This window comes from Dyadobacter sp. CY356 (assembly GCF_021440195.1).
In the GTDB taxonomy this organism is placed as follows: Bacteria; Bacteroidota; Bacteroidia; order Cytophagales; family Spirosomataceae; genus Dyadobacter.
Window position 1 is genome coordinate 152,192 of the sequence record NZ_JAJTSZ010000010.1, and the last position, 24,122, is coordinate 176,313.

The window sequence follows — 24,122 nt, forward strand, 5'->3', positions numbered from 1 at the left end:
ACAGCCATGTCTTCATACATTTTTAGAAAATATCCGGGTTATAACCCCAATGAAATACAGGATTGGAGTCAAAGCACGGGCATCGATCCCGCGAGTTTTGATCCTGAAAATATAGCTTTTGGCAGGGGAGCGTCCAAAGCAGGAACGTCGATTCCGTCACCAATGGCGAGGCTCGAACTTTTTGATACGGCCTTTCAAATCGTCGCTTCGGACCGTGGGAATCTGGATGGGAACACCATTTATCATCAACTGGTATCGGATTGTCTGGATGTTTTTCAACTTTTGTTTAATTCCAAAAATTCTGAAATCGGGTCTGGTAAAAAGATCTGGTTCAAGGAATGGAAAGTTCAGGAAAACATCGGCAGACTGAAAGAAAAGGGTAAAGATCATCCGCATACTTTGCTGGCCAAATCGCTGGATCAGATTTTTAACGACAGAGACAACAGCAGATTTTCAGAAATGGATAGTCTGTTTCTGATCTTTTATGAAAACAAATTATTAGGCGGAACTTCCCCGTTATCCTTGTTTTTTACAACGCCAAACTGGGCGCGGTATATCAAAAACAATGATATTAAATCCGTTCCGCAGAGCTCCGACGGGAAGGTATTTTTCAGCAACGATTACCGTCCGCTGTTTAAAAGAGACCATGAGTTCATCGAATATATTTACAAACTTTCGCTTCAATTTAAACCTGCATTTGCGAAAGCAGACGGCTTTCGAAAGTATCTCAACAAAACGGTAGACCGCTATTTTCCGGATTTCAGACATCAGTTTCCGGATTACCAGCAAGCTGGAACAAGTCTGATGGATAATGAATACAGCAAAATAAAAACGAATGTTGATGGGAAATTTCTGACTGTCAACGGACTTTTCTTTTTCCATCAGAAGGAAGAAAAAGAAAAGGAAAAAATCAAGTCGGTCAGTGATTTTATTATACGGGCTACCGAGACAAAATACCGGGATCAATACAATGACAAAAATGAGCAGCAAATTGTAGAGCCGCCGTTGGTGCTGGTGGATGGGATGAATATTCCGGGTGACTATATGGAGAAAAATATTCCATGGAATTCATCAACCCGAATTAAAGATTTTTATCATCGCGGTGTGCCTTTGTTCGAAAGAAAATTGCCTCAGGGAAATGCATTGACGACTGTTACTTACCCATTTCTTACCATCGATGATTTCCTGGAAGATGCATTGGTAGAAATGCCGTATAACATCAACAGAGGAAAGTTTTATACTGGCTTTGGCGGAGATTTCAAATATCTATTGCCGTTAAAAAAGGAGTATTTCAACTTTTTCAACCTTGCGGATTTAAAGTATAACCTGTCTACCGAGGTTAATGACGGGCAGGTTACCGTGAATCTTAAAATACCGGTAAAAAACCGCAGAGGTGTATCCGAAATCGTGTTTTCAAGAAAATATGAAAAAGGTAAATCCATTGTGGAGTACCGTTCAGATTTAGGGATTTTTCCTTTTTATCAGATCAACGATCCGGATCCAAGATTAAAAGATCTGAACGATTATACCATTCTGCTGGCGGAACGGAATGAGCGAATGACTCTGAAAGCATTGGAATTTTATTCATTTAAAAATTTCGCTTCTGATACCACAAACCTGATCACAAGCGTTGAGGAGCGTTCAAACTGGGCGGATATTAATGCTGGAAATTCTGGCTCAACTTCCAGATTTTACAAAATAAAGGAAGCTTTTGACTATATCCAGTTGGCTTACACGGATCCAAACGGCATCGATTCCAGCGGGTTGATCATCCCGAATTTTGAAACAAAAACTTTCAATAAAGACAATCTGACCAAGGCATTTACTTTTGCCATAGATTTCGGAACATCGAATACGCATATTGCCTACATGCAAAATGGCGAAGCTTTGCCAAAACCATTTGATATTGGTGAGCTGGATCAGCAGATGGTTTTGCTGAATGCTCCGGGAAAAAATGAGTCTGGGGGAAATAAATTCGATGTTTACGGCAGCGCAACCTGGATGGATTTGACGTTAAGAAGAGAATTTTTGCCGCCACTTTTAGGACCAGGTCAAAACATTTCCTATCCTTTCAAAACGGCAACCTGCGAGATTGTTTCCTTCAACAACATCCAGAATAAATCCCTGTTCAGCCACATCAATATTGGCTATTATATTGATCAGGAAGAGGTTCAGGCAAGCAATATCAATTACACAACCAACCTGAAATGGTTGTTAGAAAATAATAATAACGATTCAAACAAGAGCCGCGTCAGTGCATTTTTGAAACAGCTTTTGCTCCAAATCAGGGCAAAAATTATTCTGAATTACGGTAATCCTGCTGACCTGAAAGTGGTATGGTCTGTTCCGTTGAGTATGGAACGGGGGATCAAATCAGAATTGCGAAAAGTATTGGACGGCGCTTTTAAGGATGTGTTTAAAAATTCTGGCGCCAAATTACTGGATCCAATCCCGGAATCCGTGGCGCCCTATTTCTTCCTGACAAAATCTGATACGGATATTCAGGATACAGCCAATGTGGTAAACGTAGATATTGGTGGCGGAACGACGGACGTGATGATGTTTATGGAATCATCCGGTAACCGGGCTGATAAATATCTGACCACTTCATTTCGTTTTGCCGGAAGTGACATCTGGGGAAATGGCTATCGTAATAAATTGAAAGACAATGGTTTTATCAGAAATTACCTGAGTTATCAGAAGAAAAATTACATCAGTCCGAATGAGATAAAATATTTCAATAAAGTAAAGGATGATACCAATCTCAGCGCGGACGATCTGGTGAGTTTACTGTTCCGTTATGATGATTTCAAATTCAGTGACTCCATTACGATCGGAAATCCGGATCTGCTGATTATTCCTTATCTGCATTACAGCGCCATTATTTTCCATTTGGTACAACTAATTGAGATCAAGGATTATCCGTTGCCAAGGTATTTGTCATTTACCGGAAAAGGTAGCCAGTATATCAAATTGCTTTGTGGCGGAGATGAGCGGGATCTGGAAGATTTTACGCGTTTGCTCATCAATGCGTACACAACCAAAACGCTGCAATCCGGATTCAAAATTCACCTGAATACGAATCCAAAGGAGATTACTGCGAATGGTTCGATTCTGTATGCGCTGGCGTCGGAGGATGAGAAGGAAAAATATAGAAAAAATATGGATTTCATTCATCCGGGTTTTGATCCTAAAACGAATTCGGAACTTGAATTGAAGCTTTCTGCCGGCTCCGGCAAATTTAGTATTTCCGAGACTTTTGAAATTGATAGTCCGCTGAATGTGGCTGTGCTGAATAATCTGAATTCGTTTTTGGAGAAAACACTGAGCAATACCGAAATCACAAGGTTCCTGAAAGACTTCAAAATCAACGGACTTAAAGAGTCCTTGAGACTTTTGCAGTGGAACAATAATATTTTCAACGGTGAAGGTTTGATCTACGACAGTTACCGTAAAGTTTTGCAGGATTTACACAAACAGGAAGGTGAAAATGAAATCTCAGAATCACTGTTTTTCTTTGCTTTGAAAGACGCCTTATATCGCCTTTCAAAAAGTATTACGGAAATTAAACCAGTAGTTTAATGAAGAAGTGGGTGATTTTGGTTGTGCTTTTGATTTGTCAGATTTCTGTTAAGGCTCAGGGCAATGCAGACAAGCAGATTTCGGAAGCAAAATTTCAGATCGTAAAAGAAACGGTCGAGTTTCTGGCTTCGGACAAAGAAACTTTCAAGGATGTAAAAGAAAAACAGTGCACGAATTGCAAAGGATATAAAGATCTTTTGCAATTCGTAGAAAAAAATAAGATCAAAAAAGCGGATGGCTTGATTGCTGAATGGAAGAAAATTAAAATTGATACAAGTTTTGACGGATGGAAAAACAGCATTCAAAAATTCAAAAATCAGGTAGTTGGCGATATAACTTCAGGAGCGAAAAGTAAGCGGAAGAATTTTCAGAATTATAGTGCATACGTGGGCCGTCTGGAATCAACTATTGAAAAAGTATCTATTGCTGAACCGATTGAAGATGTGCCGGATATTCAAAAAATAGAGGAAGAGCCAGGCCCTGTTGTTGAATCAAAAGTAACAGAACCAGAAAAAGTTATGTCAGAAAAATCATCAGAATCAGCAAGTTTTTTTGCGTTTTTACCAGACCTTTCGAAGGATATGTCATACACTATTATTCTGCTTTTGATAGCCGGAATTCTGTTTTTACTGTGGGTACTCCGAAACAAAAATCAGGTTATTGAAAGAAACGAAAAAACTTTGAACGACCATCTGCACAGGAGCGGAAGTACAGAATTTCAGTCCAAAAATTTAAGTAATGAGCTGAAATCTGTTAAACAAAAATTAAAAGAGGCGGAGGCGGAAATTGCGATTCTTCAGGATAATGTAAGAGCTGAAATGGAGAGGAATGAGCGAATTTCTGTCGTGCCGGAAGTTGAAAAGCCCGTAGAGCAAGTGCCGGTTTTGCCGTTAGAATCTTCTATAAAATATGCCCGGTACGCCGATCTGGGAGATGGATTTTCGGTTCAGGAATTGCTGAACGGAGAAGATAGCGAGACCATATTTGAGATCAATTTAATAACCCCAGCTACGGCCACTTTTAAAATATCCGGTAATCAGAACGCCCAGCGTTATGCACTTTCAAACTCACCTTATTTTCTAGGGAGGACTAGTCAGTATGATACTTTTCCATCCGGTAACAGTTTGATAAATACGGATATACCGGGTGAATTAAAACTACAAGGTAACAAATGGCTGATCGTTAAGCCGATCCAGATTAGTTTTAGTTAACAGAAATATTCAACGAAAATGGCGTTATTAGAAAGCCTGAGACAGCAATTACGGGACCTGCTTATTTTAAATCATGGCGATATTAAAATAACAGAATATCCCAATCTGGTGTCAGACGGTAGGGAACTTGATCTTACTCTGGGACAATTAAATCAACTTATTCAGCAGATTTATTCAGAAATTGACTGGCGGCCATATGAGATAATCAATGCAAAACTTGAACTTGTTTTTCGCAAAGGTATCCTCACTACGGATCAGTTTGAAGAGATCGTATTCCTCGTTAGGGATAGCGTTAACAGAAACATTGTTGAGCAATATATTATTTCCGAATTAGGTAAGCGAAATTTTAAACCACGTGAAGTCAACCATGCTGATCCGTTATCGATCCAAAATAAATGGATGACGGATTCCATCTGGCTGGAATATAAAGAAAGTCTGATTGAGGTAGAATGGCTTGGAGAGAAGGCAAATACGCTGGGCAAACTCGGTGATATCACATTCAACAATAAGGACGATGCAAAGTATTTTCTGAGGAATGGGAATTATCTGCCAGGTCTGGTAACTGCGCTAACAAAAAGTGCATCAAAAGCGGATGAATTTGCAAGAATAATTGAAGAGGAATTTGATTCGGAAAAACGTTATTTACGCATTCTCTATAAATTAAATCCCAATTTACCGTTCCGTTTCGAGGACGAACTATATACTGATGTTTCCGTTTTATTGCAAAAAGCATGTGAAACTTCTAGGGGTTACGAAGCATTACTGGAAACGTATAGAAAAGGAATTCTTCAGATATGGATTCAGGAATCTGATCCGACAATAGCCGTAAATCTTTCAAATCAGTATGATCTTAACAGCTTTCTGAGATTTCTATATAAAACTGATCCGAGGCTTCCTTTTTTTATTGAAAATCAAAGATTTGCGACACCGGAGGCTTTGGCGGATTATGCCAAAAAAGATTTTTCGATCTGGCCGGCAGTTGCTGAATCTATGGCCGCTAAGAACATTCAGGAATGGTTTATTGGTCTTGGAAAAGAAGATTGGAATGATCAGATATCCGATAGTTATGCTTTTATTCTACATACCAAATATTATACGGAGCCGGAAATCAGGCTTGGTATGGTCCAGGCGTTGTTTCACATTATTAACCTGCTTTCGGACAAACCGAGACTTCAGATCGATCAGCAGAGAGTTCAGCTTTTGTCCATCAATGGTGGCGTTACGGTGAACCATCGCATTCATATCAATCTGAAAAATGAAGGATATGTGAAGGCAAAATTGTACTTCAAATTTTTAAAAGAAGGGATTTCGCTGAGCAAGGATATTCTGGAATTCAATAATCTGGAAGGAAAGGTGATTGAAAATATTGACATCATTATTGATACTGTTTTACTGCAAAAAGAGGAGCTTTATCATCTTGAATTGGTAGTTTCCTCAGTTTACGAAGACATTGTCATACCGGTTGAAATAAAAGTTGTTTTCCCTAAAAAAGCCTACATCACAAAACTTGCCCTTTACGGTTTTCTGACGGCCTGTTATTTTGGTGCTTTCAGGTTTCTGCTCGGCATTTTTACAGATTATAAGGGCTGGCTGGTTCACAATCCGGAGATTGGAAATCCTGACGACATCATAGGTGCTTCTCCGTTGCTGTCCTTTTTTCTGTTTGTCCTGTTTATTTTAGGGGGGATAATTTCTTTCAGTCTGGTTAAAAAATATGAGAAGATATGAAAGACGGAAAATCTGTATTTGTGGTATTGGTGCTGATCGTATTTGTGGTTTATGTGATGCGTAATTTCCTTGGGCGGGTGAGCGCTTTTTTCTTCGTTCCGATAGACAATTTACTATTCATATCCCATAGCATTCCACCGGTTCTGATGTGGATGATTTTCGGGTTGATGATTGGAGTTATCTATGGTTCTTTCGTATCGATTAAGAAATTTAAGCTTGATTATAAGTTACTTATGTATCCTGGTTTAGCGTTGCTGATTGCAGTGAGTTTGATTTTACTTGCTTCATTTGTTGTGAAAAAAATGGGCGTAGATAACGATTCAGACGGTAAGGAAGTCGATAGCGAGTATCACGGGTATCATAAGTTTTTAAATGATGCAAAAAGTGCTGAATTGAATGAAAAGTTAGAGAAGGGAATTCAGGCTGTGGAGCATGAAGAATACGAAACCGCGAAAGATCTTTTTGTAGAAGCTGCGTCAATTGGAAAAGGAGATTCTCGGCTGGATAGTCTGGCTAGAATTTACACCACAACAGGAAACAGCAAATGCAAACTTTATAGGCGCGATTCTCAATTAAAATACATACCAAACTACTACTATAAATACGCAGCTGCTCTCACAAACCAACCTCCCCAAATATGCAAATAAAGCTCTACTCCCTCTTCATTTTATCGTTTATTTTCCTCTCCATCACAAGCAAAGCACAAGAATTATTTCCAAAAAAGGAATTGTATCACGTCTGGATTCTGGCAGAGCAAAAGCTGGATGCCGGGCAGTTTGATGATGCGCTCCGTTTGTATAATACGCATAAGGAAAATCTCAGTTTCGCGATGAAAATTCGCCAGACAGGTCGTATAAAAGAAATTTCTTCCGAAGCCGAAAGGCTGCGAAAAAGAGGAAATTACGCCGAAGCCGTCGATAAATACAAAGAATACCGAAAACTTAAAGATGTCCCGACGCTTGGTATATTTGAAAAAAAAATAGAAGAATGCCTCACTCAGATCAACAAAGGTAAACTGACTGAATTAACCGTACAGCAACGGGTGATCACAGGTTTTGAATGGGCACATCGCGGCCGGGAAAAACTGAGCTTACTGGATACAATAGGAGCAAAGCGCGATTTTAATAACGCCAGGATCTTAGGTGGTAACCGGAATAATATTCTTCGTGAACAGTATATTGAAGGAAACAGGATAACTGAGGCGTTAGCAAATTGGGGACAAGCGAAACTCAAATTTGATAAAGTAAATCACACCAAAGTAGAAGAACTTGCTTTTCTGACCACTTACCGTGACATCAGGAATGTGGATATTCCGGAAGTTGAGTTAGAAATAAAAGCATTAAGAGCCGAAATGGATGGACAGAATTCCTTGGGAAGAATTGCCAAGGTCTGTGATACGGATCTGCTGCTGAGTTATGTAAATAATCATAAGGAAAATCTGCCGGTATCGTCCGCATTAATAGCCAGACTAAACGAATTCAAAAGCACACAAAAGAAAATTAATCTGCTGAAGGCCAATAAGGATAATGCTGCAACGGTCAATAGCGCCTATGAAAGTTTACTGACCTGGACAGAAGATTTTCCGGAAGAAATCCGTGATGATATTAAGTTTTGTATTGATAGTGAGTACAAGTCTTATAAAGCAACCATTCCGGAAAAAGCAAGCTTGCCCAGTACGAGTTGCTCAGGATTAGCTGATTATTTAAATGGAATTGTTTTAATAAGAAGAGAATTGTCCAACTGCAACAGTGCTAACGCACAGGTGCTTTGGAAAAAGAATGTTGCCTACATTAAAGAATGCAGGGATTCAAGGTCGATTTTATCATCCAATAAAAGTCTGAAAGATTCGGTTTTTAGTATGGTTAAAAACGATAGTCTTTTGGCGGTTTATAGGGTGAAGATTCAAAATTCTGTTCAGGCTGGAAACTGCTCGGAGACGACCGAAATTTATAAACAAATGAAATCCCTGCGCGTGTGCAATCAGGATGTGCTGGATGAAGAGATCGAAACCGGCCTGGCAGAAGCAAAAAATTGTCAGAATAAATCCTGGTGGCGACCGGAGCTTACCGGAAGTTTTGCAAGGAATCTGCCCAAATATTCAATTGCAGGTGTAGCTCGGAAAATGGGAAATGGCTGGTCAAGTTCTGCGGGTGCCCAATTTACTTTCATTGATCATAAAAATCCAGTCGATTTTACTATCGGCGTTGAGTATTTCAATACCAATTATTATTCCGAGCAGTCCGCCGGATCGGTTATGGAAAATTTCACTTTGAGTGGCGCAAATGCATTGGTTGCCATTAAGCTGCACAAACCAAACACGAATCCGGACAAGATCAGACCTTACTTGAAAATTGGTACAGAAATGCTTATTCCAACTTCTTATGAATATGAAAGCTTTTCAGTATTTCAAAAAGTAAGTGGGACTGAGCAGTTAAAGAAAACGATGTTATCTGTTACAGGAGCCTTTGGACTGGAAATTCAGAAAAAACATTTTGGTGCTTTTGCAGAGGTATTTGGGAATTACGGTTTAGGAAATAGTATTTACAATTCCAGTTTATCCCATGTGGTCACGGCTCAAAATCAAAAAGTAGAAGCCAGAATCGTCAAGTTTGGTTTAAGATTTGGTATTCGACTTTGGTGATTTTTATGTAAAATGAAATTGATCCGTCAATATCTGACGGGTTGATTTTATAATGAAAAATTATCACCCGCAGTAAAAATACTAAACTGCAAATCCTTCATTTTAATCAATCCCCGATCTGTTACTTTTAATTCAACCGGCCGTTTCATAACAATGACCTGACTTTCCCCAACCACCTTCACCTTATTTCCTGTCACGATGATGGCGGTCGCTTCGTCGATGCCGATACAGGTCAGATCCGGATATTTTGCGATAGCAGATAACAACCGGTTGTAGCGACTTCTGACCACAAAATGCTGGTCGATAATTGCGTTAGTCAGCAGACCAAGTCCTGGTTTTATATCCAGGTTTTTATCCCGAAGTTTTCTGAATGTGGATTTCAAGGTTGTATCGCCAACCAGTTCATTTCCGGTGATCATTAATTCACTCATCACAGCCGCACCTGCACTGCTTCCGGCAATGGTGGCTCCTTTCTGGTAGGCTTTGTGAATGGCATTGTAAATGGGCGTATTTAAAACGATTTTCATAAATCGCTCCTGATCTCCGCCGCTTATGAAAATTAATTTTGCATTTTCAAGCGAATCAAGCCACTTTTTGTTATTGACATCTGATGATTTAAAATTCAGATTTGCCAGAGTGTTTTTGCATACCAGTTTTAAATCCTGATTGAAATAATAATAGGAGGTATTGGGATTGGCGCCGGACATAGGCAGCAATACGACATAGTCAGCAGGCTTTAAACGGGAAGTGGCGACCATCTCCTGCATTAATGATGCAGGCCGGTCGCCACCTCCTATGATAAACAAATTTCCCTTTGCCACTTGCGCATTAACTGCGCCGGGAAAGAATGTTAGTGCTGTAAATAACGCCGCTACAAATTGTTTCATGCCTCAATATAGCAGAAAACGGAATTATTTAGCTTATCTTTTTATGGAACTAACAAAAAGTGCCGGACAAAAATGATATCTATTTGGTTGGTTTTTTGAAAATTGACTCATCAACTTTTCCGTTTACGATCACCTTGTTGGTAACAAAAGTCATCGTTCCCATTTGCGGGTTAGCGATATCCATGGCGTTTGGAAACTTCACACCATCCACTTCTTTGTAATCAGAGAAATCGATTTCACCATCCTGACCATTCATGTTTGCTTTCACTTTTGTCAAAAGGTAAGTATTGGCATCCAGGTATTCATCCATTGCCTGGCCGTCTTTTGTAGTTAGTTTAAGGTGATAAACGTCTTTTTTGTCAACCTTTTCTTTTCCAATCAATTCAACCTTATTTCCTTTTTCTTTATAATTTACCAAACCACCAAACGGATCCAGCTGTCCAACTTGCTGTTTTACCTGATCCGCCGGCATATCTTCGGGTTCGCCAGTTCCTCCCATCATTGTAGGACGTATCATCCAGCCTGTCGTTCCGTCTACAACCTGAACCATCGAATTTCCCATAACAGTAGATTCACTGCGCATTGATTTTCCAACAACAATTGTCGTTTTACTTGGAATTTCCATGCCCTGCACTGAAAGTGAACGCTCGGTAACTACGTTGTTCACAGCCTTAATTTTATCCAGTCCGCCAATGGCTGCAACATGTTTGTCAACAATTTCGTCTACCGTCTGACCGAAGGAGTTTGCTGACATCAAAGCAGCAACAACCGCTACAAAAAGTTTGTTTGTTTTCATTGTGAAGTTGATTTAAGTATAGATTAGTTTGTTCTTCCGGTTCCAAAGTTATAAGATTATTTCGGTGTACCACCGCCAGGTGTGCCGCCTCCGGATTGCGTCTGTCCGCCGCCTTCACTTTTCACATCGTCGTTATTAACCGACTTCGCTTTTCTTTTCGGTGTATCCATTGTCATCTTTCCTATTTTATAACTGAACGTCAGACGGATACCGCGGTTGTAAAGATGGACATCATTAACCTGGTTGAATAATTCAGAGTTAAGTTCGGTATGAATCGTGTAACGTTTGGCCAGGAAATTTTCCGCAGCTATACCGACACTTCCTTTTTTGTTCTTGAAATCCTTTTTCACACCGACCGTGTAAAATCCAAATCCTCCTTGTTTTCCCTGTAATTGTATCGTATTACCCTGCATAAAACCAAAAGCCTGCGCGCCCCAGCCATTTTTGAAAGTAGCCTGTGAGAAAATACCGCCACTGATGTTCATACCGGAGTTGGTTATTTCCTTCGACAATCCGTCTCTGCCGGATGTCTGTCCTGTCAAAGTGGAATAAAATGCGTTGGTGAAAAGTCCTACGTTGATCTTGGTTGTCGCTGCAAGATTCGCAAAAAGGTTAACACCATAGGCATGTTGCTTTCCAACATTTTGATAAGTAGTTACCACCGCTCCTGAAATAGAATCTGACGGCTGACGAACCTGGGAAATCGCATTGTTGGTAATTCTTCCAAAAAAGGTTGCATTCACGAAAGTTTTCTTGATGTTTTTACTTACGCCAACTTCAAAGTTATTGGTAAGTTCAGGACGTAACTTCGGGTTTCCTATTGTAATATTCTGCGGATTGGAAGCATTGTAGTTAGGGTTCAATTGCTGCAATCCCGGACGCTGGATACGGCGGTTGTAGCCCAGTTTCAGTGTTGCGCCCTTAACTGTTTTCGAAGCATTCACACTTGGAACCAGCACACCATAATTTCCCACACCCAACGAGCCGCCATCTTTTGTACTTGCGTCAATAAATGTATGTTCGTAACGAAGACCTCCTTTAAAAGTGTAACGTTTTTTAGTTGTATAAGTATAGGAAGAATATCCTGCTGCAATGTTCTGGTGGTATAATAAGTCACCCTCAGGTTGGCTTGCATCGGTTTGGTATTCACCTGTTGGCGACGCAAGCAGATAACTGTAACCGCTCGTTACTTTTCTGAAAATACCTTTTCCACCAAATTCAAGCAACTGGTTTTTCTTGATAGGTGTCTGGTAATCAGTCTGCAAAGTAAATTCCTCGTTGATGCTTTTGTTCAGGTTGCGCTGGCGTGTGGCTATTTCGTTGTTATTATTTAATATATCAGCATCAAAATTATTCGTCAGATCATTTCGGCTGTAAAGCGTAGAAACACTCCATTCCTGCTGAGGTTTGAAAGTATGCAGATAATCAATATTCGCATCCACCGTTCCGGAAAGATTTTTGGTATCCACATTTCTGCCGGACGTTGATGTTTGTTTACTGTTTTCATACAGTTTAGTGATCAGATCCTGCTGGCTCAGCATATTTCTGACACCATAACGCACACCGGCCGTGATACTCTGGTTTTTAGCCAGGTCATAATCAAATCCTAAATTATACTGGCCAAAAAGTCCTTTACTTGATCCTGTGCCTGTTTGGCTTGTTAAGGTAGTCACGTCATTTACAATACTGGTCTGTTCCAGTGAAGTAGTCGTTTTTGTATTATAGTTTCCGCGGCCGAATCCCCCAAGGCTGAAACCGGCTTTTCCTTTACGGTAACTCCCGTTCAGCGAAAGCATCGATCCCCGGTTACCAACACCCGAATCCAGATTGAGGCTCAATCCCTGCAAGCTGTTCTTTTTGGTGATGATATTGATGATACCACCCGAGCCTTCCGCATCATACTTCGACGATGGGCTCGTGATCACTTCAACCGTTTTTATCTGGTCAGCAGGAATTTGTTTCAAAGCATCCGCGACACTGCTCGCAATGATCGTACTCGGTTTGTTGTTGATAAGAACCCTGATGTTCTGGCTTCCGCGGAGCGAAACGTTCCCGTCAAGGTCAACGGTCAAAAGAGGCACTTTACGTAATATGTCAGTTGCGTCACCGCCTTTGGCTGCAATGTCTTTTTCGGCATTGTAAACAAGTCTGTCAACTTTTTCTTCAATCAGCGCAGATTGTCCGGTTACTGTAACCTCTTCAAGCGTTTTTGTGTTTGAAGCAAGTTTTATAGTCCCAAGATCAAGTTCCTGGCCCTTACCGAGTTTGATATTGTCGATGGTCTTGTTTCCGTAACCAATGAAGGAAATCAGAATTTTAAAATCTCCATTAATGATTTTGGTCAAAGAAAATTTACCTTTTTCATCCGCAACAGTTCCGTCAATGGCCTGTCCGGTTGCTTTATTGTAGAGCGCGATGCTGGCAAATTCAACACCTTTGGAAGAAGTGGAATCGAGGATCGTTCCACTGATTTTAGCAGTTCCTTTTGGCGTCTGGTCGCCGGCTGTGCCTGGTAATGCTTTTGGCGTTGCTGCGCCGCCAGTTGGAAACTGGGCAAATGCAGGTGAAATAAAAACAGCCAGAATAATAATGAGAGTCAGGAAATATTTCTTCATGTTCATGAGATTGGTATTTAACGTGACAAAGGTGCGAGAGAAACCGGTCAGGTGGAAGAAAAATGTGACCAACGCCACAATTAATCGGATGGATAACACATTTTCAGAGATGGGCGATTTTTTGCTTTTTAGCACTTTTGACGGGAAAACTTTAAGATAACATACTATTTGTAACCTCACTTTGCTTTTGGAAAAGTTCCTTACTAAATTACAATTGATTGAATATAGGGCTTTGTCCAGAATTTTAATTGCATTTCTTTGATATTTGTAGTATAAAGTTAAATTGAAAAATAAAGAATTACAACGCTTAATTTTTGTATTGAATGAATCAATCTGATTCCCGAAAAGGGACAAATTCTGTATGGGGCGGAGAAACGGAACACTTTCCGAACGGTGCCGTTACCTCTCCGATTTACAATAGTGTAGCTTTTGCATACGATGACCTTGACGAGTGGCATGCCGTAGCAACCGGAAAAGCCGAAGGGCATATTTATAGCCGGAACACTAACCCGACAGTCCATGTGCTGGAAGAAAAAATCCGCATCCTGGAAAGTGCCGAGGCCGCAACTTCCTTCGCCACGGGTATGGGCGCAATCAGCAATACTTTGTTTTCTTTGCTGGGGCCAGGAAAAAGAGTGGTTTCTTTAAAAGATACCTATGGAGGCGCAAGCCGCCTTTTTCTGGATTTTCTCCCGGCTTATGGAATCAATGTAACGCTTTGTGAGACCATTGATCACGAAGAGATTGAATCGGAAATAGCAAAAGGCTGTGATCTGGTTTATCTGGAAACACCTACAAACCCAACACTAAAAGTGGTTGACCTGAAAAGATTGTCGGCGGCTGCGCATAAAGTCGGGGCTGTTGTGGTTGTGGATAACACTTTTGCCACACCAATCAATCAAAACCCGCTTTTGCTGGGAGCTGATCTGGTGCTACACAGCGCTACCAAATTTCTTTGCGGACATTCGGATGCCATGGGCGGAGTTTTGTGCGGAAAGGCTGAGCTGGTAAAAAAAGTTTTTTCTTTCAGAGAAATAAACGGTGCAAGTTTACAGGCAGATCCGGCCTATATGATCGCACGCGGGATGAAAACGCTGGAATTAAGAATTGAGCGTCAAAATGCATCAGCGTTAAAAATTGCAAGATATTTGAAAGCACATGATGCGGTAGAAGAAGTTTTCTATCCGGGATTGGAAACCCATCCGGGACATGAAATTGCCAAAGAACAAATGTCTGGATTTGGCGGGGTGATGAGTTTTGCACTGAAAGGAAATTATGATACCGTGAAGGCATTTTTACCAAAACTAAAACTGGTACATCTTGCCGCCAGCCTTGGTTCTGTGAGCACGCTGGCCGGCCCTCCGAGAACGACAAGCCATGTGGAATTAACGGAAGAACAGCGTGCGCTGCTCGGTATTCCTGAAAGTCTGATTCGCTATTCTGTTGGAATTGAAAATGTTGAAGATCTTATCAATGATTTAGAACAGGCACTCGCTGCCATCAAAACCGAAGAATTGGCTGTATTATGATCCGAAAAAGTTTAATCCAAACCCTTAAAATTTCTGTCATCTGCACCTTGCTCGCCCAACCTATGGAAGGCATGGCGCAGGCGGTACAATCTGTTCCAGCAATATCAAACGTCGTAAATCCGAGACTGGACCGTGAGCTTGAACGAATTGCCAAACTTGCCAAAGGTAAAGTCGGCGTGTCTGCGGTACATCTCGAAACCGGAAAACATATCAGTCTGAATCTTAAAGAATTATTTCCTATGGCCAGCACTATCAAGGTGGCCATTGCTGTTCAGCTTTTTACCAAAATTGAAAAAGGAGAGCTTTCATTGATGACGATGGTTGATCTTCAGCCTTCTGATTATCATCCCGGCAGCGGAACGCTGGATGTACTTTTTGCCAAGCCGGGTGTACAGCTTTCTGTCCAGAATCTGCTGGAACTGATGATGGTGATCAGTGATAATTCTGCAACAGATATTTTACTTCGGCTGGTTGGTGGCACAAAAGCCGTCCAGGAAAGAATGAACGCGCTCGGTATAAAAGGCATGTCCGTGGATCGGACTATTATCCAACTGATTGCGGACGAAGAAGGAATTACATTACCACCAGAGGATCAGTGGACGCTAGGTTTTTACGACAAATTATGGAAAAATACTACCCGGGAATCCAGGGATGCAGCGGAGTTAAGGCTGCAAAAAGATCCGCGTGATACTTCTTCTCCGGAAGCCATGGTGAATTTGCTGACGCAGATTTATACGGGCAAGGCGTTGAAACCAGAAAGTCGCGACCTTCTACTTGCTGTCATGGAAAGATGCAGGGGAGGTGCTGCCCGTCTGAAAGGTTATCTGCCAGCCGGAACTGTGATTGCTCACAAAACCGGGTCGCTCAATGCAAGTGCTACGGATGACGTAGGTATTATCACCTTGCCGGATGGGGCGGGTCATATCGCCATTGCCATTTTTGTTGCCGAATCCGGTGCTGAACTTCCGGAAAGGGAGCAGACAATCGCTCACATTTCCCGTAGTATTTATGATTATTTTTTGTTCAATTCTCCGGTTTTAACAACATCATCACGTTAGTATGAAACATTTGCTGTTATGCATGTTGATGTTTTTTGCAGGTTTTTGCTTCGCCCAGAAAAAAACAGTAACACCGGCACAAATAAAAGAATTTGACAAATACGTGGAGATGGTCAGGAAGCAATGGGAAGTGCCCGGGCTGTCAATAACAGTCGTAAAAGATAATCAGGTAATTTTCAAAAAGGGATATGGCGTAAGGGAGCTTGGGAAACCTGAGCTTGTTGACACCCAAACATTATTTGCCTGCGCTTCCACCACTAAAGCAATGACAGTCGCGATCATGGGTATGCTCGTGGATGAGGGAAAAGTGAAATGGGATGATCCTGCGACAAAATATTTGCCTGAGCTTCAGATGTACGATCCCTATGTGACGAAGGCAATCACGGTGCGTGATCTGCTCACGCATAATACGGGCATTCCTGGCACCGACTTTTTTACGGGGGCCATGAACATTCCTGTCAACGAAATGCTGAAAAGAATGGCGCTTGTGAAACCTATTTATCCGTTTCGCGGTGGTTTTGAATATCAGAATATTATGTATTCGGCGGCAGGTCGGATTATTGAAAGACTGTCTGGGAAACTTTGGTCGGAGGTAATGCAGGAAAGGATCTTTGACAAACTTGGCATGACGCAAACCGCACCAAAGCGGAAATTGATCAAATCGGAAAATGTAACCAAACCGCACTTTAAAGTCAACGATACAATACAGGTGATCGAATATGGAGCGGATAGTGAAATCGGTTCTGCCGGTGCCGTCTGGTCTTCTGCGGATGATATGAGCAAATGGATTATTTGTATGCTGGACAGCAGCAAGTATGCCGGTGGCCGATTATTAAAACCGGAAACCTGGACTGAAATATTTAAACCGCAAAGCTTTTTTCCGGAAGATGAGTATCCGACAATGCGTTTGATAAAACCCAACTGGCGAACGTACGGTTTAGGCTGGTATCAACATGATTACAAAGGCAAAAAAGTCAATTTTCATACGGGTAGTCTTTCTGGATTAACGGCCATAACCGCACAATTGCCTGATGAAAAACTGGGTGTTTATATCTTTGGAAATTATGACCACGCAGAAGTCCGTCATGTTTTGATGTATAAAACACTCGACTGGTTTGCTTTGGGTGAAACGCGTGACTGGAATGCGGAATTTAAAACCCTGTACACAGATATTGCTGAAAAAGGGAAGAAAAGAAAACAGGATTTTGAAGCCAGACGCGTTCAGAATACTTCACCGTCCTTGGCTTTGGAGAAGTATACTGGGAAGTATACGAGCCCGTTATACGGTGAAGCGAATGTGGCTGTTGATGGAAATAAAATGTCGGTCAATATTAACGATGTCTTAAAAGGAACATTATCTCATTTTCATTATGATACTTTCACTGCAACTTTTGATAAGGCCTGGTATGGAAAGGTTATGGCACAATTCACCTTAAATACCAGTGGAAAAGCAGATGTGCTGATAGTGGATGGAATGGAATTTCAAAAAAGCGATCTGTAAGTTGTCAACCCTTAAACCCTTAGTTAAAAACGATATGATGAAAAAATCACTCCTTTTATTATTTCTGGTCATTTTAAGCAAATCGCTCTCCATGGCGCAGGCTTTTAAAATGGAAGATATTATCAGTTATCCGCTGGCTTCGGATTTAACATCCTGTGCTTCCGGATCCAAAATTGCCTGGACGTATAACGACCAGGGGAAAAGAAATATTTATGTTGCCGAAGGGCCGGAATTTAAGCCTAAAAAGCTCACAGCTTTTGATGAAGACAATGGTCAGCAGCTGTCAAGTATTTCCATTTCACCAGATGGTAAATGGGTTGTTTTTGTGAAAGGTGGCGAACACAGCGGCAACCATGACAACAGCCTTACGGTAAATCCGTCGTCTTCGGTTACAATGCCAAAAGTTGAAATTCTCAGTATTCCCTTTAAAGGCGGCGATGCGAAAGTACTAGCGGAAGGTGACTATCCTGTAATCTCTCCAAAAAGCGACAGACTTGCTTTTGTCAAAGGTGGGCAAATCTGGCAGGTTAGCCAGGATGGTTCACCTGCAGCGAAGATTTTGTTTGAAAGTAAAGGGACAAACGGCGCAGTGCAATGGTCGCCGGATGGTTCCGGGATGGCCTTTGTCTCCTCCCGTGGCGATCATTCATTTATCGGTATTTTTGCTGATACCGATAAAACAATACGCTGGATCGCTCCTTCTTTCGCCAAAGATGACTCGCCAAAATGGTCGCCGGACGGTAAGAAAATTACTTTTGTCAGAAGACCGGCAAGTGGTGGCTTACCGGATTCCATTTTGCCAAGAAAGCATAATCCATGGAATATTTTTGTAGGTGATATAGCAACATCTGCGGCACAAAAAATCTGGTCGGCTCCTAAAACTTTGAGCGGATCGTATCCCACTACGGATGGAGGTGCTAATTTGATGTGGTCTTCTGCCGGCAGAATTACCTTCAGTTCTTATCAGGATGGATGGCCACATTTATATTCAATTAAACCGGAAGGTGGTGAAACTTTGCTATTGACGCCGGGCAATTTTATGTGTGAGTATATTGAAATGAGCCATGATGGAAAATGGCTGGTTTTTGCGGCAAACACAGGTCCGGATGTTCTGGATCTTGACCGGAGACACATTGTAAGAGTTCCCGTGGATATGGCAAAAATGGAAGTTTTGACACCAGGAAATGGCATCGAGGCATTTCCGGTTATGACAGGTGATGGTACTAATATTGCTTTTATAGGTTCGTCCGCGATACTTCCGCCACAGCTTGCAGTGATGCCTTTTGGTATAAACCAATCCATAAAAATCCTGGATAAATCTTTGCTCCCGGCCAATTTTCCAACCGGGAAACTGGTTGTTCCTAAGCAGGTAAAATTCAAGGCGTCGGATGGAACGTTGGTCTACGGACAATTATTCGAACCGGCTGGCGGAGTAGAAAAATCTAAAAAACCTGCTATTGTATTTGTACACGGCGGGCCGCCGAGGCAGATGTTACTAGGCTGGCATTATGGTGATTATTACGCCAATACCTATGCGATTAACCAATATCTGGCCAGTCAGGGTTTTATTGTTCTGGCTGTAAATTACAGATTAGGGATTGGTTATGGCTATGAATTTCATAAGCCGGCCAACGCAGGAAGTAATGGCGGAGCTGAATATCTGGATGTGAAAGCGGCCGGAGACTGGCTGGCTGCGCGAGCTGACGTGGACAGGAAAAAAATCGGGATTTATGGTGGTTCCTACGGCGGATATCTTACTGCGATGGCATTGGGGAAAGATTCAAAATTGTTTGCCGCTGGTGTAGACGTGCATGGCGTGCATGACTGGGCATTTGTGAATGAAGGTAGTAAAACGGCTCCCGACGCTGCACTTGCAGCCAAAGTGGTCTACAAATCTTCGCCCATTGCCTATGTCAATACCTGGACATCGCCGGTTTTGTTTATTCATGGTGATGACGACCGCAATGTTTATTTTTCCCAAAGCGTAGATTTAGCCAGAAGACTGGAACAAAGAAATATTCCATTTGAACAACTGATCATCCCCGATGACACGCACCATTGGATGAAGTTTTCAAATCAGGTCAAAGTAGATGAAGCGATCGCTGAATTTCTGATCAGGAAATTGATGAAGTGAGCAGAAATAGAGTGCGGAAATCTTTTATAACCCGTCGGACGGCTTTTTTCTGCCGTACGACGGGTTATAAAAAATTGTTTTAAAAGAAAATAAATCAACAGACCGAACAACTTTTCATTCATCACTTTCCAGCCAAATCCTTGTAAGAAATCAGCTGAATACCTTTCTCTTTAATTGCAGCCTTCACCTTTTCACTCGTAAAAAGATCCGTAACACCTTGCCTGTCTTCCGCAACATTTTCATAGCCGATGTGTGAAACGGCTTTTAATTCAGCATCATCAAGTCCCGGATGATCAACAAAAATGTAGGTTTTGCCGGATTCCAGTTTATTCAGCATGGATATGAAACTCTTAACCTTTTCCTCAGACGTTTTGCGCGGACCGTCATAGCTAACATATTTATCTATTTTTGGCTCCGGATCGACTGGTATTTTGTATTCCTTCGCCAGCTTTCTGGTTAATGCCTTTACTTCTTCGGTAATACCAGCGCAGCCCATATGTGAGGACAAATGACTGATCCGCGGTAATTTTTTCAAGGCCATTTCAATCTGTGCACGAAATTCTTTTTCTATATCAGCAAGCTGCCAGTTGTTTTCAATAACCGAACGTTTCGGGTAATTTTTATTGGGATAAATCATCGGGTGAAAATATCCGTCCTCGTCTTTCAAACTGGCACAGTCTGTCAGTGGACGCCATTTTACATTATCCCATTCGCTTGTAATGGCCAAATGAACGCCTACATCAGCGGCAGGATTTTCTTTCAGCATTTTAACAGCTTCCGGAAACCAGGGAGAAGGAACAATGATCTCAATCGAAGTTTGAAAACCTTCTTTGTAACATTTCAGTAAGGCGATATTTCCGGAGTGGGAATAGCCCATGTCGTCACCTCTGACAACAAGTCTGGCACCTTTTTGTGCGTAGGAAGTAATTGCAAAAAGAAAAATTGACAAGAGAGAAAATATTTTTTTCATAATGAATGAGCCCGAGTGAGTTACAGATAAAAATATGCTTTTCAATTATTCTATAAAGTAAAAACCATTCAAAATCTATGCTCTTTTCCCGAAACTAATATAAACCTGATGATCAATAAAAAGCAGGTAGCTTCCCGGATAAGGAAACTACCTGCTTTTACGGATCTGGAATGGATTATGCTCCCAATTCTCCTAGAATCCGTTTCGTGATCATAACATGTTCAGAAAAAGTGGCGTGTGCCAAGGTAGCCAGATGTCTGCCCTGACTTTCAGCAGGATCAGTTTTTCCAGCTGCATGTGTCAAATAATTAGCTGCAAGATCTCTTAAAAAAACATGATTTTCATATTGAGCCTGAATGAAAATCTTATCAAATTCAGCTCCTTTTTTGGCCATCTTGATTTTTTCAAGCGTTCCTTTTGCTTTATCATCCATTGCAGGCATAGGTGTTGCAAGATCTTTAAGTACAGCTGTTACAGACTTGGCTTCTTCCAGTTCAAAACCTGCAAATTCCCGGGCGTTTTTCTGTGTACATTTTGAGACGGCAATTTGGCTTGTTTGCAGTGATAGTGTTGCCGGTCCAAAAACTTTCATCCTAAATTCTTTATCTGTTGCAGCTGTTGGCGCATCCATAAAAGCAACTTCCATAGCCTCGGCGGTAAAAGAAGGTAATAATGTGGCTACCAAGGATATACCGGCACTAATTGCCATTGTATCATAAAGTGACTTTCTGAAGAAAGCACGACGAGGTGTTTTTTGATTTAAGTTCATAATGAAGCTGTTTGTTGATGAAGTGAAATTTTTAAATTTGATCTCGCACTGGTTAAATCTATGCCAATCAGCTACTTGTATATTGGCACATGATATTAGAATAACTTACAACCTGAAAGAATGTTTAAAGTAAATCGGGATGTTTAAAGTCTCATTTTGGGAAATGAAATGAATGGAATGGCTAATTGTGATCTGCCGCAATGAAGTCGCATTACTTTTATATGAGATTCAATTTTTTGTTCGGATGATATTTTTGAGAATTATTTTTCACTCCTTCATCCTCAAATTCCTACTTTTGCCTTTCGATTAAAAAGACTAACAAATGGATATTAAAGTAATAGCTTTCGACGCGGACGATACGTTGTGGCTCAATGAACCCTATTTCAGAAAAACAGAAGAGCAGTTTTGTGAGTTATTAAGTGAATATCTCGAACGCCACGCGCTTGAACGTGCGTTGTTTAAAACCGAGATCGATAATCTCCCTCTTTATGGATACGGTGTGAAAGGATTCATGCTTTCCATGATAGAAACGGCCTTGAAGATTTCTGACAAAACGATCAGTCTGGAACATATAGAAAAAATCCTTGATTTGGGTAAAAATCTGCTCAACGAGCCCATTGACATTCTGGATGGCGTGGAAGAGGTTTTGGAGAAACTAAAAGGAAAATACAAGTTGGTGGTTGCTACAAAAGGCGATTTGCTTGATCAGGAGAGAAAATTGAAAAATTCGGGACTGAGCCATTATTTTCATCACATAGAAATCATGTCGGAGAAAGATGATGCAAATTATCTGAAACTGATTAAACACCTGGATATCATGCCGGAAAATCTTTTAATGGTTGGCAATTCCCTGAAATCCGATATTCTTCCGGTTTTGAATATTGGCGGTTATGCTGTGCACGTGCCATATCATATTACCTGGGCGCATGAACAGATCGAGAATACGATTGAAAGTGACAAATTCAAAAGTGTGGAGCATATCCGGGAAATTTTGCAGGATCTCTGATCATATCCTTATCCTGTTTTTTGATTGGTTTAATACAGGCACTGTATTTTAAAGCGGTCATTATAATACAGAGAATTCAGTCGTGTTAGGAATAAAATAGTAATCAGGTCACTTCATCTTTTTATGACAACAAAAATCAAATCACTTGTTTTAGTAGCATTATTAGCTCCGCTTTCTGTGCGTGCGCAACAGTTGATTACCATGTCAAACAAGTGTTACAAACAAGTTCAGGCAGGAAATCAGCAAAATGATCAGGGGCAATATCAGGAGGCATTAAATACTTTTACCAAGGTATTAAAGGATTGTTCTGCAAAAGATGCCAAAGAAGAAGGGAACGTTGGTAAAGCAATTGCTTTCAACGGTTTAAAACAGTTTAATGATGCCATTACTGCGGCAGAAAGCGCAATTAAGGTTAGTAAGCAAACAAATGTAACGGCTTATTATGCAAGAAGTTATGCGCTCAATAATGTTGGGAGAACAGAAGATGCCAAAGCCGATATTGTTAAAATCACTGAACTTACAAAAAAGAATAAAAATATAAAGGCAAGGGCAACGATGTACGCCCAGCTTTCCCATCTTGATTTTCAGCTTAACAAATTGGCGGAAGCCGATACAAATCTTACAAAAGCGATTGAGCTGGATCCTACAAATCCTGCCTTCTTTGTTCAAAAAGGAGATATGATGGTCAAGATCAATAACTATGACGATGCGTTCGTGGCGTATGATAAAGTATTGGAACTTGGAAAAAATGACCTTGAAATTTATCAGATCAGAACGGAAGCAAGACTCAAACAGCTGGAACAGAAATATGTGACTACGGATATCAAGGAGTTGTCAAACAGAATGACGAAACAGGAAAAAAGCAGTTTGTGTGCAGACATGAAAAAGGCGCTGGATATGGGTCTGCGGAACTTGCAGCTTGACTTGTTATCGGCTTCGATTTGTGAGTAATTAATTCAAAAATTAAAAATCAACATTGTGAAAAAAAATAGCATAGTTATATTATTACTAATATTTGCACTGGGATGCAAAAGTTTAAATAATACACAAAAAGGTACCGGAATTGGTGCAGCGGGAGGTGCCGCAGCCGGTGCTGCCATCGGTGGACTTACAGGAAAGAATAGTGTGATCGGTGCCTTGATAGGAGCAGCTGTGGGTGGATCTGCGGGTTATTTTATTGGTAAACATATGGACAAGCAAGCCGAAGAATTAAAGCAGGCAATTCCGGATGCCACGGTTGAGCGAGTGGGAGAGGGAATTAATTTAACTTTCAATTCAGGATTGCTTTTTAAAATTAATTCTGCCGATCTAAGTGATGATGCAAAGCAGGAACTTAAAAAAGTTGGCGGGATTCTGGCAAAATATGATGATACGCAGATATTGCTGGAAGGCCATACAGATGATACAGGCTCTGATGATTTAAATATGAAGCTATCAGAACGCCGCGCGGAAGCGGTTTCTTCTTATCTTGAATCAGAGAACATTCCATCATCCAGATTAAAAACAAAGTGGTATGGTGAATCGCAGCCAAAGTTTCCAAATGACAGCGAAGCAAACCGTATAAAAAACCGTAGGGTTGAAATTGCAATTTTTGCGGATCAGGAGATGAAGAAGGAAGCTGAGAAGGGAGAATTGAAGTAGGAAAGGTTTCACGCAAAGGTACTAAGTTAAAAAACGCAAAGGGCGCTGAGTTTA

Annotated in this window: 17 protein-coding genes; 12 read left to right on the forward strand and 5 right to left on the reverse strand. The window is 41.0% G+C overall.

All coding sequences use genetic code 11. The features are described 5' to 3' along the window. The first annotated feature begins 6 nt into the window (after nucleotides 1-6). From LXL81_RS25695 to LXL81_RS25715, 5 genes are read left to right on the forward strand one after another with little or no spacing between them, the layout of a single operon-like run. Entirely contained in the window at nucleotides 7-3,582 is a 3,576-nt protein-coding gene (locus LXL81_RS25695; RefSeq protein ID WP_234650327.1) for a hypothetical protein, read from the forward strand. Further along, complete coding sequence (locus LXL81_RS25700; protein ID WP_234650330.1) at nucleotides 3,582-4,793, forward strand: hypothetical protein; 1,212 nt, start codon at nucleotides 3,582-3,584, stop codon at nucleotides 4,791-4,793. Before LXL81_RS25695 ends, LXL81_RS25700 begins: the two co-directional genes overlap by 1 nt. 18 nt (nucleotides 4,794-4,811) lie before the next feature. Continuing rightward, a complete protein-coding gene (locus LXL81_RS25705) occupies nucleotides 4,812-6,521 on the forward strand; it encodes a hypothetical protein (RefSeq protein ID WP_234650332.1) in 1,710 nt (569 codons plus the stop codon). Beyond that, entirely contained in the window at nucleotides 6,518-7,168 is a 651-nt protein-coding gene (locus tag LXL81_RS25710; protein ID WP_234650334.1) for a hypothetical protein, read from the forward strand. The genes LXL81_RS25705 and LXL81_RS25710 overlap by 4 nt, the downstream gene beginning before the upstream one ends. Then, the gene (locus tag LXL81_RS25715) at nucleotides 7,159-9,162 is read left to right on the forward strand and encodes a hypothetical protein (RefSeq protein WP_234650336.1); all 2,004 of its coding nucleotides are present in this window, start codon (nucleotides 7,159-7,161) and stop codon (nucleotides 9,160-9,162) included. The genes LXL81_RS25710 and LXL81_RS25715 overlap by 10 nt, the downstream gene beginning before the upstream one ends. Before the next feature lie 47 nt (nucleotides 9,163-9,209). Here the strand turns inward: LXL81_RS25715 and LXL81_RS25720 are convergent, their stop codons facing one another. The 3 genes from LXL81_RS25720 to LXL81_RS25730 form a co-directional block, all read right to left on the reverse strand. Next, nucleotides 9,210-10,049, reverse strand: coding sequence for a cyanophycinase (locus LXL81_RS25720; protein WP_234650338.1), 840 nt, complete (start codon nucleotides 10,047-10,049; stop codon nucleotides 9,210-9,212). 79 nt (nucleotides 10,050-10,128) lie between these two features. Continuing rightward, the gene (locus LXL81_RS25725) at nucleotides 10,129-10,845 is read right to left on the reverse strand and encodes an outer membrane lipoprotein-sorting protein (protein ID WP_234650340.1); all 717 of its coding nucleotides are present in this window, start codon (nucleotides 10,843-10,845) and stop codon (nucleotides 10,129-10,131) included. Between the two features lie 56 nt (nucleotides 10,846-10,901). Further along, nucleotides 10,902-13,460 (reverse strand): TonB-dependent receptor domain-containing protein, encoded by a 2,559-nt coding sequence (locus LXL81_RS25730; RefSeq protein WP_409013977.1) that lies wholly within the window; start codon nucleotides 13,458-13,460, stop codon nucleotides 10,902-10,904. 323 nt (nucleotides 13,461-13,783) lie between these two features. Here LXL81_RS25730 and LXL81_RS25735 point away from each other — a divergent pair, with 323 nt between their 5' ends. The 4 genes from LXL81_RS25735 to LXL81_RS25750 are packed head-to-tail and all read left to right on the forward strand — an operon-like array spanning nucleotide 13,784 to nucleotide 19,682. Then, nucleotides 13,784-14,989, forward strand: a complete 1,206-nt coding sequence (locus LXL81_RS25735; protein ID WP_234650344.1) for a cystathionine gamma-synthase family protein — start codon at nucleotides 13,784-13,786, stop codon at nucleotides 14,987-14,989. Further along, nucleotides 14,986-16,047 carry a class A beta-lactamase gene (gene bla / locus LXL81_RS25740; protein ID WP_234650346.1) on the forward strand — a complete coding sequence of 354 codons (1,062 nt, stop codon included), beginning with the start codon at nucleotides 14,986-14,988 and terminating at the stop codon, nucleotides 16,045-16,047. The genes LXL81_RS25735 and bla overlap by 4 nt, the downstream gene beginning before the upstream one ends. A 1-nt stretch (nucleotide 16,048) precedes the next feature. Then, on the forward strand, nucleotides 16,049-17,548 hold the full coding sequence (locus LXL81_RS25745) for a serine hydrolase (protein ID WP_234650348.1): 1,500 nt from the start codon (nucleotides 16,049-16,051) through the stop codon (nucleotides 17,546-17,548). A 37-nt stretch (nucleotides 17,549-17,585) separates the two neighbouring features. Continuing rightward, complete coding sequence (locus tag LXL81_RS25750; RefSeq protein ID WP_234650350.1) at nucleotides 17,586-19,682, forward strand: prolyl oligopeptidase family serine peptidase; 2,097 nt, start codon at nucleotides 17,586-17,588, stop codon at nucleotides 19,680-19,682. A 121-nt stretch (nucleotides 19,683-19,803) separates the two neighbouring features. Here LXL81_RS25750 and LXL81_RS25755 read toward each other — a convergent pair whose 3' ends face one another. Next, a complete protein-coding gene (locus tag LXL81_RS25755; RefSeq protein WP_234650352.1) occupies nucleotides 19,804-20,652 on the reverse strand; it encodes a polysaccharide deacetylase family protein in 849 nt (282 codons plus the stop codon). A 175-nt stretch (nucleotides 20,653-20,827) separates the two neighbouring features. Continuing rightward, the gene (locus LXL81_RS25760) at nucleotides 20,828-21,421 is read right to left on the reverse strand and encodes a DUF4142 domain-containing protein (protein ID WP_234650353.1); all 594 of its coding nucleotides are present in this window, start codon (nucleotides 21,419-21,421) and stop codon (nucleotides 20,828-20,830) included. A gap of 322 nt (nucleotides 21,422-21,743) precedes the next feature. Here LXL81_RS25760 and LXL81_RS25765 point away from each other — a divergent pair, with 322 nt between their 5' ends. From LXL81_RS25765 to LXL81_RS25775, 3 genes are all read left to right on the forward strand, one after another. Beyond that, entirely contained in the window at nucleotides 21,744-22,427 is a 684-nt protein-coding gene (locus tag LXL81_RS25765) for an HAD family hydrolase (RefSeq protein ID WP_234650355.1), read from the forward strand. Between the two features lie 123 nt (nucleotides 22,428-22,550). After that, nucleotides 22,551-23,378: a tetratricopeptide repeat protein gene (locus LXL81_RS25770; protein ID WP_234650357.1), complete on the forward strand. Its 828-nt coding sequence runs from the start codon at nucleotides 22,551-22,553 to the stop codon at nucleotides 23,376-23,378. Nucleotides 23,379-23,405: 27 nt separating this feature from the next. Beyond that, nucleotides 23,406-24,068 (forward strand): OmpA family protein, encoded by a 663-nt coding sequence (locus tag LXL81_RS25775; protein WP_234650358.1) that lies wholly within the window; start codon nucleotides 23,406-23,408, stop codon nucleotides 24,066-24,068. Nucleotides 24,069-24,122 lie beyond the last annotated feature (54 nt).

What these genes read in the sequence shown, in the direction of transcription:
- LXL81_RS25720 (WP_234650338.1), bottom strand. Translation starts at nt 10,049, where the DNA reads ATGAAACAATTTGTAGCGGCGTTATTTACAGCACTAACATTCTTTCCC.
- LXL81_RS25695 (WP_234650327.1), top strand. Translation starts at nt 7, where the DNA reads ATGTCTTCATACATTTTTAGAAAATATCCGGGTTATAACCCCAATGAA.
- LXL81_RS25770 (WP_234650357.1), top strand. Translation starts at nt 22,551, where the DNA reads ATGACAACAAAAATCAAATCACTTGTTTTAGTAGCATTATTAGCTCCG.
- LXL81_RS25745 (WP_234650348.1), top strand. Translation starts at nt 16,049, where the DNA reads ATGAAACATTTGCTGTTATGCATGTTGATGTTTTTTGCAGGTTTTTGC.
- bla (WP_234650346.1), top strand. Translation starts at nt 14,986, where the DNA reads ATGATCCGAAAAAGTTTAATCCAAACCCTTAAAATTTCTGTCATCTGC.
- LXL81_RS25725 (WP_234650340.1), bottom strand. Translation starts at nt 10,845, where the DNA reads ATGAAAACAAACAAACTTTTTGTAGCGGTTGTTGCTGCTTTGATGTCA.
- LXL81_RS25730 (WP_409013977.1), bottom strand. Translation starts at nt 13,460, where the DNA reads ATGAAGAAATATTTCCTGACTCTCATTATTATTCTGGCTGTTTTTATT.
- LXL81_RS25755 (WP_234650352.1), bottom strand. Translation starts at nt 20,652, where the DNA reads ATGAAAAAAATATTTTCTCTCTTGTCAATTTTTCTTTTTGCAATTACT.
- LXL81_RS25765 (WP_234650355.1), top strand. Translation starts at nt 21,744, where the DNA reads ATGGATATTAAAGTAATAGCTTTCGACGCGGACGATACGTTGTGGCTC.
- LXL81_RS25760 (WP_234650353.1), bottom strand. Translation starts at nt 21,421, where the DNA reads ATGAACTTAAATCAAAAAACACCTCGTCGTGCTTTCTTCAGAAAGTCA.
- LXL81_RS25700 (WP_234650330.1), top strand. Translation starts at nt 3,582, where the DNA reads ATGAAGAAGTGGGTGATTTTGGTTGTGCTTTTGATTTGTCAGATTTCT.
- LXL81_RS25710 (WP_234650334.1), top strand. Translation starts at nt 6,518, where the DNA reads ATGAAAGACGGAAAATCTGTATTTGTGGTATTGGTGCTGATCGTATTT.
- LXL81_RS25715 (WP_234650336.1), top strand. Translation starts at nt 7,159, where the DNA reads ATGCAAATAAAGCTCTACTCCCTCTTCATTTTATCGTTTATTTTCCTC.
- LXL81_RS25750 (WP_234650350.1), top strand. Translation starts at nt 17,586, where the DNA reads ATGAAAAAATCACTCCTTTTATTATTTCTGGTCATTTTAAGCAAATCG.
- LXL81_RS25735 (WP_234650344.1), top strand. Translation starts at nt 13,784, where the DNA reads ATGAATCAATCTGATTCCCGAAAAGGGACAAATTCTGTATGGGGCGGA.
- LXL81_RS25705 (WP_234650332.1), top strand. Translation starts at nt 4,812, where the DNA reads ATGGCGTTATTAGAAAGCCTGAGACAGCAATTACGGGACCTGCTTATT.